Raw genomic sequence first — 12,979 nt, 5'->3', positions numbered from 1 at the left:
GAGTTAGAAATCTTGTTTGCACACATAAGAAAAAGCAGGTAAAACCAATATTCAGGTATGGGTTTTTTATTGGATAAAATGAAATTATATAAATATAGATATGGTTCAAAACGTGATTTGGAAGCTTTACAGAACAATTATTTTTATGCTCCACATTCGACACAGCTGAATGATCCATCTGAGAATCTATTCAGTGAAAAAGACATTCATAAAGTATTTGAGCTGTTTCATAATATATTTAGTTTTTCGACTTCTGATATTAGGAAAGAATTTGATCAACTATGTCAAAAAGCTAGGAAGGAGGTCGGGATTTACTCTCTAAGTCGAATTCAAAAGGACGAATTGCTTTGGGCATATTATGCCGATTCACATACAGGATTCTGTATTGAATATGATTTTGAAAAGCTTGATGAACTGAGACCTATAAGTGCTGCGTTTGAGATTGATTATGCTGAACAAAGACCAGAATTGAAGTTTGATCATGTATTCAAAAATGGAGCGACAGCTGTGGAAAAATTATTGCGAGTTACAACAGGGACTAAATCTATAAAATGGCGACACGAAGAAGAGTACAGGATTTGTATCGAACCTTTTGGTAGATTTAACTATGATTATAGGGCAGTGAAAGCAATCTACTTCGGAATGAGGATGCCTAAATCAAAAATTGATCTCGTAAAAAACAACAATAAATTGCCGGATTCTTATGCAAAAGTATGCCAACAGCAAGTCATGGAAGTATTGAAAGGAAGAGGTATTAAGTATTATCAAATGAAATTAAAATCGGATAGTTATGAGTTTGATTGTTATGAGATAGCAGATATTTATCAAGATGCTCAAAAATACAAAGACAAAGTTCATCTAATTTCAAAGAATTTGATTGACTATAATGACTATGGTCGAGGGGTTGAAAGAGGTTATTTTGATAAGGTTGCAGACATCATTAGTAAAGAACCATATTTTTATGAGCTAAATAGTATCCATATCTCGAAGGAAGAATCGATTAAGAAAAATCAGCCTGTTATCTTCGCAGGATTTTTTTATGAAAAGAATAATTTACGCCAAATTAAAAGATATTTCACTTTGGATGAAGTCAATGAAAAATATAGCCTTTTGAATATGGGTTAAAAATTTGGTGACAACATGTCCTACATTTTAATTCCCCCGATACGTCGAATACTCATAAGAACTTAATAGCAGTGGAATATGGTAGTGCTCTAAAGCACCATCAATCACAAAAACCACCGGTACTTCAGGGAAGAACGTCCGTTGATTATTGGCCTTAAACCAATCACCCGTTTTAAACGTTACTTTATAAACGCCTTTTTGTAACGCGGTGTCTTTAGGATAAAATTCTTTAATACGACCATTACTGTCTGTCTTGGCTTCATTGAGCTTGACCCATTTCTCACCTTGTTGCGTTTCTAGGGTGACCGTGACATTGGAAGAAGGCAAACCAGTTTCTTGATTAAGTACATGCACACTCAGCGGATTAGCAAAGCTAAAAGTTGAGAGGGACATTGCAGCTAAAGCACAAATTATTCTTTTCATGAGAATCATCGTAAAATGAATACTTCAATTGATTCTAATAAACTGAAAAATAAAAAATATTGAAGTTATGTAATAAAAAAGCCCACCGAAGTGAGCTTGATTAAATCTATTCAAACTTAGCCACGACCGCGGCCGCGACCACGTGGCGCCTTGGTATTTGGACGTGTTGTACCATTGGTCTTACGACGCGGCTTTTCACTTTCATCCATTTGCCAGATACGCTTGGTTCCAGACTTCTTCACAGAACCATCTTTATTTTTACGAACCATTGGCTTACCGCCCGTACCACCCGGCTTTTTCACATAAGAACGTGAACGGTATGGTTCTTCCGCAGGAACATTCTGGAAGTCCGGATAAAGTAAGGGTTCAATTTCTCTGGTCTCACCCGGTTGCAATCCCATGCGAACCAAATCAATCTCACCAATTTTGGTACGGATCAAACGCAGTGTAGGGAAGCCGACAGCAGATGTCATACGACGAACTTGACGGTTACGACCTTCACAGATCGAAATCTCAACCCAAGATGTTGGAACAGAGGCACGGAAACGTACAGGAGGATTACGCTCCCATAACCATTCAGGTTCAGATACTTTTTCAGCACGTGCAGGAAGCGTTATGCCATCTTTCAGTTCAACGCCTTTACGAAGCTGCTCAAGAGCTTCTTCGGTCACATCACCTTCCACTTGCACCATATAAGTTTTAAACTTTTTATTGGCAGGATTGGTGATATATTGGTTGAGACCACCGTGATCGGTGAGGAAAACCAGACCTTCTGAGTCCATGTCCAAACGACCCGCAAGACGTAAATCTTTGTCGTTGACAAAATCAGCCATGGTTGGGTGCTTTTCATCCGCACGGAATTGGGAGAGGACGTCATAAGGTTTGTTTAGAATGACGATTTTCATAGGAAATAACTTCTATAATTACATTAATTTAAAAAATGTAGAGGTTTATTTAAAAGGGAAATTTAGTTATTTCCCGTATAAATCTCAAAAACAACAAATCTGGATTAGAATATTATGCGTTAAGAACAGTTGAAAGTATTGCCTAATTGGCAATTATTTTAGATTTGTCAGCGGCATCCGGGAGAATACTAATAATGGGATATCAAAAAATCGTAGTACCTGTGGATGGTACCAAAATTACCGTTAATGCAGACCTGTCACTCAACGTACCAAATAATCCAATTATCCCATTTATCGAAGGGGATGGAATTGGTGCAGATATTACACCAACAATGCGAACTGTGGTAGATGCTGCTGTGCAAAAAGCATACGCTGGAAAGCGTTCCATCGAATGGATGGAAGTCTACTGCGGTGAAAAAGCTGAGAAAATTTACGGCACCTACATGCCTGATGAAACCCTCGAAGCGTTGCGTGATTATGTAATATCAATCAAAGGTCCACTGACGACACCAGTTGGTGGAGGTATTCGTTCCCTGAATGTAGCCTTACGTCAGGAACTGGATTTATATGTCTGTGTACGTCCGGTACGCTGGTTTGAAGGGGTGCCTTCACCGGTGCATAATCCGGAACTAACTGATATGGTGATCTTCCGTGAGAATTCAGAAGATATTTATGCCGGTATTGAATGGAAAGCAGATTCTCAGGAAGCGAAAAAGGTTATCAAGTTTTTGAAAGAAGAAATGGGTGTAACCAACATCCGCTTTGAAGACAATTGTGGGATCGGGATCAAACCTGTCTCCAAAGAAGGTAGCCAGCGTCTGGTGCGTAAAGCGATTCAGTTCGCCATTGAAAATGACAAGCCGAGTGTGACCTTGGTGCACAAAGGCAATATCATGAAATACACCGAAGGAGCATTTAAAGAGTGGGGCTATGAGGTCGCATTGGAACGTTTCGGCGGTGAGCTTTTAGATGGTGGTCCGTGGGTTAAAATCAAAAATCCAAGAACAGGCAAAGACATTATTATTAAAGATGTTATTGCAGATGCCTTCTTGCAGCAAATCCTGATGCGCCCGGCGGATTATTCTGTGATTGCGACACTCAACTTAAATGGTGACTATATTTCTGATGCGCTGGCTGCGGAGGTTGGTGGGATTGGAATTGCACCGGGTGCCAATATTGGCGGTTCGATTGCAGTCTATGAAGCAACCCACGGCACAGCGCCTAAATATGCCGGGCAGGATAAAGTGAATCCAGGTTCGATTATTCTGTCAGCAGAAATGATGCTGCGTGATATGGGATGGACAGAAGCTGCCGACCTGATCATCAAGGGGATTTCGGGTGCGATTGCGGCAAAAACGGTGACCTATGATTTCGAGCGTTTGATGCCAGGTGCGACCTTGCTACGTTGTTCTGAGTTTGGTGAAGCGATCATTGCTAATATGGATGCCTAAAATTGCGATGCAATTTATGAGCTAAAGCCCGCAATTACTGCGGGCTTTTTTATAGTTTTATTTTCAGGAAAAGTCTGAACAGATAAAAGCTAAACGTTAAAATAAGTATCAGGCTGCAAGATCATGTAAGAAGTGTAATGAGCTTAAAAATGATTCGTTCTAAGCTGAATAACTTAGTAAAGACTGTATTACATTGACGTATTTGGATACAGCTCAGCGATTGGCTTATTTTGTATAAACGTTAGAGTGATGAATGGAACTTCCAGTGATATAGAGACGTTTCTCCAAAGGAGTAAATCATGGCTAAAGCTAAAGCGAGACATAAGCAGGTCCAACAAAAAGACAAGCAGGACAATGCTCAGAATGAAGAGCAGCAACAGCAACAACAGCAACAACAGCAACAACCATCGAAACCATCTCGTGCTAAAAAACGTAGATAATCTCCTATCCACCTAAAATAACAAAACCCTCATTTGAGGGTTTTGTTATTTGAACGCTTGTATAAAATCATCACTAAAAATAACAGGATTGTGACTTTAAATTAGGCGGTTGTGATTAAGATAAAAGTCATCTATTTAATTTAATGCGAATATTGGTGAAATTTCTTCGGATTATAAGCTTACTGTTATCTATAGGTTTTCTACTAACTGCCTGTCAGCCACCGCCTTCAGGTGAAGCAGCAGGTTGGAAAAGCCCTTATCTGTATTGGCAATTACAGAGAGCCCAGTTAGAAGCTCCGCTACAGATTCCGGTTGAAGGCGTCAGAGTTGGTCAGATTAATGATACTTGGGGAGCAGCGCGTAGTGACGGTCGTAAACACGAAGGTACGGATATTTTTGCCAAACGCGGTACGCCAGTATTTAGCGCGACCCCAGGTATTGTGCGTAGGATTGGCACCAACAATCTGGGTGGAAAAATCATCTGGGTGACCGGTCCAAATATGAGCCAACATTATTATGCACATCTGGATGACTATGCAGAACATATTCAGGAAGGCGACTGGGTTGAGGCAGGTGAAGTCATCGCTTATGTGGGGAATACAGGTAATGCCAAAAATACCCCGCCGCATTTACATTATGGGATTTATTTAGGTGGGCAAGGAGCAACCAATCCTTATCCTTATTTAGTCCCTTCTCCATGAGCAGAAATTGGCAGAGTTTGTTGTTCAGATTTGAGTCTGACAGGACGTGTGTACCAGAACAATTGTAACGTTCCTAATAAAAGAACAAATGTGGCCAGTATGAACTGTTGATGATAGCTCAATCCAAAATATTGCAGCGCACTAAAACTGAGCCCACCGATTAGCTGAATCGAGGCAAAACACAAGGTGGCAATACTCCAGAGCTTTTTATAAGCCAGTCCATACAGTTGCAAAATGGTATAGGAGGTCAGGAACACCACAGCCGGATTTAGCATCCCGGTAAAAAAGGAAGAGCTAAAAGTAAGCAATGGGCTGGCATCTAGGGTTGCAATAAAAATAGCCACAATATAAAGACTATAAAGAATTTTCAGGGCAACAAAATTACCCCATTTTCTAGCCAGTGCATAAGCACTCAAGGCGCCTAAAGCACTACCTAGTCCATACAGAATCCAGTTGAAATTAATCCAGAACAAGCTCAATCCCAACTGCTGGCTTAAATAATCAATCCAGAAGAGTGAATGCGGTATATAAGCGAAAGCACTACAAGCATACACTGTAAGTAAACTATAAAAGACGCTATTCAGAGATAGATGAGAGGTAACCGCAGGAGCTTGTGCCGACAAATATGGCTTAAATTTCTGAATCAGTAGACTTAAAACGATACAGATAAGCAAAGCAAAACCACATAAGATTAGCCATGCAGTCTGTATGGAAATTTGATCCAGATAAGGCAGAAACAGGGTCGCAATTAAAACGCCTAGTCCAATCCCACTAAAACCAATAAAGTTGATTTTAAGACGATCCTGAAGTTCACAACACTGCGCGACCACACTCGGCGATAAGATCATCATCAGTCCACCGCTGATCCCTGAAATGATACGCCAAGCGATATACCACGCTTCAGAAAAACCAGAAAACGCACAACACATCAGGCTGAACATGCCAGCAAAGGCTGAAATTTGAATATAGGTACTCATACTGCGGTCTTGAGGAAGACGCATCGCGGTAAAAGCACCGATTAAATAACCCAGCAAATTGGCACTGCTCAAGAGGCTGGCAAAATCTGTACTCCAGCCAAAGGCTTCTCGTGTGCCAGGTAACAGTGCAGTATAAGAAAAACGAAGAATGCCAATGCCCAAGCACATACTAAGACAAAGAAAAAGGCTGAGCTTGATTGTGTTTGAGGACATCCGTGCACTCATAGAATTTTATATTTGGTCAAAAAATAACATGAATCTTCATGATTGAGGGGAAATTGCCTGAGAAGAAACCATTGAGTGCAGAAATTTGCTCAAAGAAACCGGTATGATTTTTAAGATTTCATCAGTCAAAAGCCTGAATTTTTTCAGAGAAATAAAAAACCGCGTATCAACGCGGTTTTTTATATTGTCTATTTCAAGAATTAACGCATCTTGGCCAGGAAACGGCCAACACGGGTAATGGCTTCACGCAGTTCATTTTCAGCCGGCAGGAACACTACACGGAAATGATCCGGTGTTGGCCAGTTAAAGCCTGTTCCTTGAACCAGAAGTACTTTCTCTGCACGTAACAAATCCAGCATCAGTTTTTCATCGTCCTGAATTGGATACACATTCGGATCCAGTTTCGGGAAGCAATACATTGCGCCTTCAGGTTTGACACAAGACACACCTGGAATCTCGTTCAGCATTTCCCAGGCAATATTGCGCTGTTCATATAAACGCCCACCCGAACGAATCAGGTCGTTAATTGACTGATAACCGCCCAGTGCAGTCTGAATTGCATATTGTGCCTGATGGTTGGCACACAGACGCATCGATGCAAGCATATCCAGACCTTCGATATAGTCTGCTGCACGTGCTTTATTGCCGGTAATGGCCATCCAGCCGGAACGGAAACCAGCAATACGATAGGCTTTAGATAAACCGTTAAACGAAACACAGAGCTGATCGCCAGCCAGAGCTGCTACAGCAACATGCTCAATCCCATCGTAAATAATTTTGTCGTAGATTTCGTCAGCAAATAAAATCAGGTCATATTTCTTGGCCAAGTCGACGATTTGTTGCAACACATGACGTGGGTAAACCGAACCGGTCGGGTTATTCGGGTTGATAATCACAATACCACGGGTATTCGGCGTGATTTTGCTTTCCATATCAGCAATATCTGGATACCAGTGATTTTCTTCATCACATTTATAGTGAATCGCTGTACCTCCAGACAGATTCACTGCCGCCGTCCAGAGTGGATAATCTGGCATTGGAATCAGCATTTCATCGCCATCATCCAGCAGACCCTGCATGGCCATCACGATCAGTTCAGACACACCATTACCGATATAGACGTCATTGACGTGCATATCTAGAATGCCTTTTTGCTGATAATACTGACAGATCGCCTTACGCGCCGGGAAAATCCCTTTGGAATCGGTATAGCCAATCGCATTCGGCAGGTTTAAAGCCACATCGTTGATAATTTCCTGCGGCGCTTCAAAACCGAATGGGGCAGGATTGCCAATATTTAATTTGATAATTTTGTGACCGGCTTCTTCCATCTCGATGGCCGCTCGTAACACAGGTCCGCGAATGTCGTAGCATACATGCTCGAGCTTAGATGATTTCTTGATCTCGCGAGGGGTTTGGAAAGTGTTCGGCATTTTGATGTTCTCGGAAGGAGTGGAGGTCACTTTTGCATAACGATATAAATAACTTTTAAATGTCTCAGTTGTGACTAGATCGAGATCATGTTCATCTCGAAGTAGTGCAACAATTTTTTCATGCGTAAATCCAAGCTGCTGATATTGTTTGATCACAGGCAGCAGATTTTTAAAAATTACGCTCTTTTTTTGCGACATTTTTTAATCCTGAGCAAATTTAGAGCTAAGAATACCATTAAATTTGCTCACTAAAAAACATTTAATGTAAAAATTGCTTACTTTTATTTTTATATTTGCTTTCTTTTTGCTTTTTTGGGCATTATATGTCTTTTGTAAAATGTTGAATAAAGACTAGAATTTTTAAAATGAATCACGTAAATATAGGATTATCCTATTTTAAATAGCAAGATAAAAAGGTATGTGATCATGGGAAAACTCAATAAATCAGACCGGGAATGGCAAAGAGAGTTATCACCTGAGGAGTTTCGCATTACGCGCGAGAAGGGAACCGAGCCGGCATTTACTGGAAAATACTGGAATACCAAGCAAGATGGCACTTATGTATGTCGTTGCTGCGGCACGCCACTGTTCTCTTCTGAGACCAAGTATGACAGCGGCTGTGGCTGGCCAAGTTTCTACCGTCCTGTCAGCAGTTCGGTGGTAGAAGAATTACCTGATACTTCACACGGAATGGTCAGAACTGAGATTGTTTGTCATCATTGTGACGCACACTTAGGGCATGTTTTCCCGGATGGCCCAGAACCGACCGGTTTGCGTTATTGTGTCAACTCGGCTTCTTTGGACTTAGAAACACAAGAAAAAAATGATGAGGAAACCTATCCATGACTAACATTTATCAGTTTGAAGCTGAATTGTTAGATGGCAAAAGCAAGCCACTTGCAGATTACGAAGGCAAGGTACTTTTGATCGTCAATACAGCGAGTAAGTGTGGTTTTACCCCACAATTTTCAGGATTAGAAAAACTTTACGAAAAATATAAAGATCAAGGTCTGGAAATTTTGGGATTTCCATGCAATCAGTTTGGTGGTCAAGATCCAGGTTCCAATGAACAGATTGGTGAATTTTGCCAGAAGAATTACGGGGTATCTTTCCCGATGTTTTCCAAGGTGGATGTCAAAGGCCCTGAAGCGCACGCCATTTTTCGCTATTTAACTAATAATTCCAAAGGTATTTTAGGCAATGGAATTAAATGGAATTTTACCAAGTTTCTGATTGGTCGTGATGGCAAGGTGTTGAACCGTTTTGCACCAACCACCAAGCCTGAAGATCTTGAAGATGAAATTGCCAAAGTATTGTAATCATTAGTGTCATATTCTCAGTATGAGATAAAAACAGAATTCATCTAGTGTTAATTAAAAAACCCACTTTAATTCAGTGGGTTTTTTAGTCATGATTAAAACTTAGAGAATAGCTTTCAGGCGTTGAATGACTTCTTCACATTGCGCCAGATCGGCTACGAGTGCTAGACGTACATGATTTTCACCCGGATTACCTTGTTCGGTATCGCGGGATAAATAACGACCCGGAAGAACTTTAATATGTGCTTCTTCCATCAAATGTTTGGCAAAGGCTTCATCATTGTCGACTTTTAACCAGTAATAGAAACCTGCATCCGGTTTTTTGAGTGGCAGCAGATGACCGAGTTCTTGCTGGAATAAATCAAACTTGGCACGGTATTGCACCCGGTTTTCTTCCACATGTGCTTCATCATCCCAGGCAGCAATTGAAGCCAGTTGATGTTGTACCGGCATCGCTGCGCCGTGGTAAGTACGGTATTGCAAATAAGGTTTTAACAGGCTGGCATCACCGGCAACAAAACCTGAACGCATGCCCGGAAGGTTAGAACGTTTAGACAGTGAATGGAACACCACACAGTTTTTATAGTCATCCCGGCCGATTTCAGCACAAACTTCCAGTAAACCTACAGGTGCTTGGTCAAACCACAGTTCCGAATAGCATTCATCTGAAGCAATCACAAAATTGTATTGATCCGACAGGGCAATCAGTTTTTTAAACTGTTCTTTTGATAGTACTGCACCGGTTGGATTGCCCGGGGTACAGACAAATAGCAATGCCGTTTTTTCCCAGACTTCCGCCGGAACTGCATCAAAATCACCGAGGTAGTTATTTTCCTCAGTACAGTTGATGAAATAAGGTTTGGCACCTGCGAGCAGCGTTGCACCTTCATAAATCTGATAAAACGGATTCGGCATCACTACATAAGGTGCATCTTCACGATTCACCAAAGCCTGTACAAACGAAAAAATCGCTTCACGCGTACCGGAAACAGGCAGGATATTGCTGTCTGCACTAATGCTATTTAGCTTAAAACGGCGCGTCAGCCATTGGGCAATACTTTCACGTAGCTCAGGCAGGCCTTTACTGTTGGGATACGTCGACAAATGTTTGAAGTTATCGATAATCGCTTGTTTCACAAACTCCGGTGCAGGATGCTTTGGTTCACCAATCGACAGGGGAATTAAGGGCATATTTGCAGGTTGGATATCCGCAAAAAGCTGATTTAACTTTTCAAACGGATAAGGGTGCAGTAAAGACAAGCTAGAGTTCATGAATAAGTAACCGCGTTTTAATGTGAGTGTTGACTACAAACCTGATTAGAGGCTTCATCCAGCGCAGTTTTAAGTGCAACTGCAAATTCGGCAGATTCTTCAGGTGTCATAGGGTTGCCATCTTTTTTGGTGACAAAGAATATATCTTCGGCACGTTCGCCAAGTGTGGCAATTTTGGCAGAGTGGATATCCAAGCCTTGCATCATAAATAAACCGCCAATTTTGGCAAGTAAACCGGGATGATCGAGAGTAGCGATTTCGACCATATTTTGATTCAAGGCAGGATTGATACTGATATCGACTGTATTTTCAATATCAAAATGACGTAATTGACGTGGAATCCGGCGCTGCATCAAGCCAGGATATTCATCTGAATGACTCAAGGCATCTTTCAGCGCTTCAATCACTGTGGCTTCGCGTTCCGGATCGGTCAATAAGGTACCAAAACGGTCCAGTACTACATAGGTGTCCAGACTGAAAGCTTTAGTCGCTGTAATAATCCGTGCATCTTGTACATCCAGATTCATGCGATCCAGAATAGCCACCGTGGTGGCAAACAGGTTAGGTTGATCCTGCGTGTAAATAAAGATCTGTACCGCATCCTGGGCATATTTACGGTGCGCCCGCATCAACACCAGTGGGGCAGGATTGTCGCCGTGTTGTAAAATGGCACGGGTATGCCATGCAATTTCATCTGCTGTTTCTTTGAGGAAATAGTCATCACCAAGTTCCTGCCAGACTTTTTCTACCTCATCCAGTGAGAAGTCCTGAACCAGAAGTTCACTGGCTGCAAATTTAGTATCTTCAATCAGCATTTGATAATCAACCGGACGGCCCAGACCAGAACGGATTACGTCACGTGCCTGAGTATATAGTTGACGCATCAGCGAAGCGCGCCAGGTATTCCACAGCTTCGGATTGGTGGCGTTAATATCGGCGACTGTCAGGGTGTACAGATAGTCCAGATGTTCCATGTCACCCATTTTTTCGGCGAATTCTTTGACCACATCCGGATCGGAGATATCTTTTTTCTGGGCGGTGACAGACATCACCAGATGATTCTGGATCAGCCAGGCCACCAGATTGCTTTCGCGTTCGGTAAAACCGTGACTACGGCAGAATTTAATCGCATCGCTGGCACCAAGTTCACTGTGATCACCGCCACGGCCTTTGGCAATATCATGGAAAATTGCCGCCAGATAAACGATGTCACGACGGGTCAAACGCTGGAATACTGAACTGACCACCGGAAATTCCTTGGCAAATTCAGGTTCTTTAAAGCGGTTTAAATTACGCAGCAGCAATAAGGTATGTGCATCGACCGTATAGATATGGAACAGGTCATATTGCATCAGTCCCAGAATCTGTCCAAAGGCCGGGATGTAATTTCCAAGCACACCATAACGCTTCATCGCGACCATAGTATCGTAGAGTCGATGCGGTGAACGGATAATCGCCATAAATAGCGCCTGATGCACCGGATTATCACGAAAATCCTGATCAATGCGTTTTCCAGCCAAGGTCAGCAGGCGTAAAGTACGCGCACGAATACCTTCGATCTCAGGACGATTGGCTAGTAAATAGAAAATTTCCAGAATTGCGTTTGGATTTTCCGAGAAAATCTTGTGATGCTGCACAGCCAGTTTGCCATCGACCAGTTTAAAGTTCTGGTTGATTTCTTCGATCTGGCGTTCATATTGCGGTAAACGTGGCGTAATGACCGATTCATTAAAATAGGCCAGCAGCATTTCGTTCAGCGTAGACACTTGCTGTGCACTGCGATAATAGCGCTTCATGAACTGTTCGATAGGATAATTTGGGTGGTGGCCTTCTTCACGCACATAGCCGAACTTGGCTGCAATATCACGCTGATAATCAAATAATAAACGGTTTTCATCGCGCTTGGTCAAGCGGTGCAGATGATGGCGGATTTCCCAGAGGAAACTCTCGGCTTCCTCAAGTACACCGAGTTCAAATTCTGAAATAAAACCGAGATGTACCAGATCATAAATCCGGTTGACGCGAAAATGCCGTTTGGCAATCCAGCCAATCTGGTTAATGTCACGGATACCACCTGGCGCATTTTTAATATCCGGTTCCAGATTGCTTTCAGTATTGTTGTGCTGAGCATAGCGTTTATGCTGCTCATCCATCTTGGCATCAAAAAAAGTTTTGTCAGTCCAGGTACGTGACACGATACGACGTGGCCATTTGCACAGGTTTTCATTGCCAATAATCAGGCGGGCTTCGATCAGGGTGGTGGCGACGGTCAGATCACTGCTGGCCTGATTGACACATTCATTGATGGTGCGGACACTGATACCGGGTTTGAAATTCCCCACGTCCCAAAGCGATGAAATGAATGTAGAAATCAGTTGTTCCTGTTCCGGGTTAATCTCGTCTTCTGACAAGATCATGATGTCGACATCAGAATAAGGCAGCATTTCACGACGGCCATAGCCTCCGACTGCAAACAGGGCCAAATCAGTTTGATCCAGTTCGGCATGCTGCCAGAGAAACTGCAATGCTTCATCAATCAGGTTGGAACGCGCCAGAATAATATCCCGAATCGACTGGCCATTTTCAAAACTTTCCTGAAGCTGATTTTCGACATCACTGCGCCATTGATTGATGGCTTTAATGTCATGGTTGCTTTTAGCGTAATTCAGCAGTGGATGGGTGTTGATCATGTACAGTCGTCCGTTGGT

General features: G+C 42.2%; 12 protein-coding genes. 6 read left to right on the top strand and 6 right to left on the bottom strand.

All coding sequences use genetic code 11. The features are described from left to right. Positions 1 to 78 precede the first annotated feature (78 nt). Positions 79 to 1,125: a DUF2971 domain-containing protein gene (locus F893_RS17525; protein WP_228130265.1), complete on the top strand. Its 1,047-nt coding sequence runs from the start codon at positions 79 to 81 to the stop codon at positions 1,123 to 1,125. Between the two features lie 27 nt (positions 1,126 to 1,152). On the opposite strand, the gene uraH is transcribed toward F893_RS17525, so the two are convergent. Then, positions 1,153 to 1,548, bottom strand: a complete 396-nt coding sequence (gene uraH, locus F893_RS11920; RefSeq protein WP_034436476.1) for a hydroxyisourate hydrolase — start codon at positions 1,546 to 1,548, stop codon at positions 1,153 to 1,155. Between the two features lie 116 nt (positions 1,549 to 1,664). Beyond that, positions 1,665 to 2,453, bottom strand: a complete 789-nt coding sequence (locus F893_RS11915) for an rRNA large subunit pseudouridine synthase E (protein WP_004278952.1) — start codon at positions 2,451 to 2,453, stop codon at positions 1,665 to 1,667. Between the two features lie 194 nt (positions 2,454 to 2,647). On the opposite strand from F893_RS11915, the gene icd reads away from it, so the two are divergent. From icd to F893_RS11905, 3 genes are all read left to right on the top strand, one after another. Further along, a complete protein-coding gene (gene icd / locus F893_RS11910) occupies positions 2,648 to 3,904 on the top strand; it encodes an NADP-dependent isocitrate dehydrogenase (RefSeq protein ID WP_005252274.1) in 1,257 nt (418 codons plus the stop codon). A gap of 299 nt (positions 3,905 to 4,203) precedes the next feature. Next, complete coding sequence (locus F893_RS18135) at positions 4,204 to 4,344, top strand: hypothetical protein (RefSeq protein ID WP_005252272.1); 141 nt, start codon at positions 4,204 to 4,206, stop codon at positions 4,342 to 4,344. 143 nt (positions 4,345 to 4,487) lie between these two features. Further along, positions 4,488 to 5,045 (top strand): M23 family metallopeptidase, encoded by a 558-nt coding sequence (locus tag F893_RS11905; RefSeq protein ID WP_004278950.1) that lies wholly within the window; start codon positions 4,488 to 4,490, stop codon positions 5,043 to 5,045. Here F893_RS11905 and F893_RS11900 read toward each other — a convergent pair. Both F893_RS11900 and F893_RS11895 read right to left on the bottom strand, forming a co-directional pair. Continuing rightward, positions 5,024 to 6,235 (bottom strand): YbfB/YjiJ family MFS transporter, encoded by a 1,212-nt coding sequence (locus F893_RS11900; RefSeq protein WP_005252271.1) that lies wholly within the window; start codon positions 6,233 to 6,235, stop codon positions 5,024 to 5,026. The genes F893_RS11905 and F893_RS11900 overlap by 22 nt on opposite strands. Positions 6,236 to 6,447: 212 nt before the next feature. Then, complete coding sequence (locus F893_RS11895) at positions 6,448 to 7,878, bottom strand: pyridoxal phosphate-dependent aminotransferase (RefSeq protein WP_005252270.1); 1,431 nt, start codon at positions 7,876 to 7,878, stop codon at positions 6,448 to 6,450. Between the two features lie 228 nt (positions 7,879 to 8,106). Between F893_RS11895 and msrB the strand changes: the two genes are divergently transcribed. Together msrB and F893_RS11885 are read left to right on the top strand one after the other, a co-directional pair. Then, entirely contained in the window at positions 8,107 to 8,526 is a 420-nt protein-coding gene (gene msrB / locus F893_RS11890; RefSeq protein WP_004645533.1) for a peptide-methionine (R)-S-oxide reductase MsrB, read from the top strand. Continuing rightward, complete coding sequence (locus F893_RS11885) at positions 8,523 to 8,999, top strand: glutathione peroxidase (RefSeq protein ID WP_004278946.1); 477 nt, start codon at positions 8,523 to 8,525, stop codon at positions 8,997 to 8,999. The genes msrB and F893_RS11885 overlap by 4 nt, the downstream gene beginning before the upstream one ends. A 102-nt stretch (positions 9,000 to 9,101) precedes the next feature. Here the strand turns inward: F893_RS11885 and dapC are convergent, their stop codons facing one another. Together dapC and glnD are read right to left on the bottom strand one after the other, a co-directional pair. Beyond that, a complete protein-coding gene (dapC, locus tag F893_RS11880) occupies positions 9,102 to 10,271 on the bottom strand; it encodes a succinyldiaminopimelate transaminase (protein ID WP_005252269.1) in 1,170 nt (389 codons plus the stop codon). A gap of 17 nt (positions 10,272 to 10,288) precedes the next feature. Further along, positions 10,289 to 12,961 carry a [protein-PII] uridylyltransferase gene (gene glnD, locus F893_RS11875; RefSeq protein ID WP_005252267.1) on the bottom strand — a complete coding sequence of 891 codons (2,673 nt, stop codon included), beginning with the start codon at positions 12,959 to 12,961 and terminating at the stop codon, positions 10,289 to 10,291. Positions 12,962 to 12,979: the final 18 nt, after the last annotated feature.

The organism is Acinetobacter sp. CIP 102136, from assembly GCF_000369685.1.
In the GTDB taxonomy this organism is placed as follows: Bacteria; Pseudomonadota; Gammaproteobacteria; order Pseudomonadales; family Moraxellaceae; genus Acinetobacter; species Acinetobacter fasciculus.
The sequence above is the reverse complement of the archived record's forward strand: the minus strand, read 5'-3'. Positions and strand labels throughout refer to the sequence as shown.

Bases quoted from the DNA above. Each gene is read 5' to 3' on its own strand.
- F893_RS17525 (WP_228130265.1), top strand. From the start codon at position 79: ATGAAATTATATAAATATAGATATGGTTCAAAACGTGATTTGGAAGCT.
- uraH (WP_034436476.1), bottom strand. From the start codon at position 1,548: ATGAAAAGAATAATTTGTGCTTTAGCTGCAATGTCCCTCTCAACTTTT.
- F893_RS11915 (WP_004278952.1), bottom strand. From the start codon at position 2,453: ATGAAAATCGTCATTCTAAACAAACCTTATGACGTCCTCTCCCAATTC.
- icd (WP_005252274.1), top strand. From the start codon at position 2,648: ATGGGATATCAAAAAATCGTAGTACCTGTGGATGGTACCAAAATTACC.
- F893_RS18135 (WP_005252272.1), top strand. From the start codon at position 4,204: ATGGCTAAAGCTAAAGCGAGACATAAGCAGGTCCAACAAAAAGACAAG.
- F893_RS11905 (WP_004278950.1), top strand. From the start codon at position 4,488: ATGCGAATATTGGTGAAATTTCTTCGGATTATAAGCTTACTGTTATCT.
- F893_RS11900 (WP_005252271.1), bottom strand. From the start codon at position 6,235: ATGTCCTCAAACACAATCAAGCTCAGCCTTTTTCTTTGTCTTAGTATG.
- F893_RS11895 (WP_005252270.1), bottom strand. From the start codon at position 7,878: ATGTCGCAAAAAAAGAGCGTAATTTTTAAAAATCTGCTGCCTGTGATC.
- msrB (WP_004645533.1), top strand. From the start codon at position 8,107: ATGGGAAAACTCAATAAATCAGACCGGGAATGGCAAAGAGAGTTATCA.
- F893_RS11885 (WP_004278946.1), top strand. From the start codon at position 8,523: ATGACTAACATTTATCAGTTTGAAGCTGAATTGTTAGATGGCAAAAGC.
- dapC (WP_005252269.1), bottom strand. From the start codon at position 10,271: ATGAACTCTAGCTTGTCTTTACTGCACCCTTATCCGTTTGAAAAGTTA.
- glnD (WP_005252267.1), bottom strand. From the start codon at position 12,961: ATGATCAACACCCATCCACTGCTGAATTACGCTAAAAGCAACCATGAC.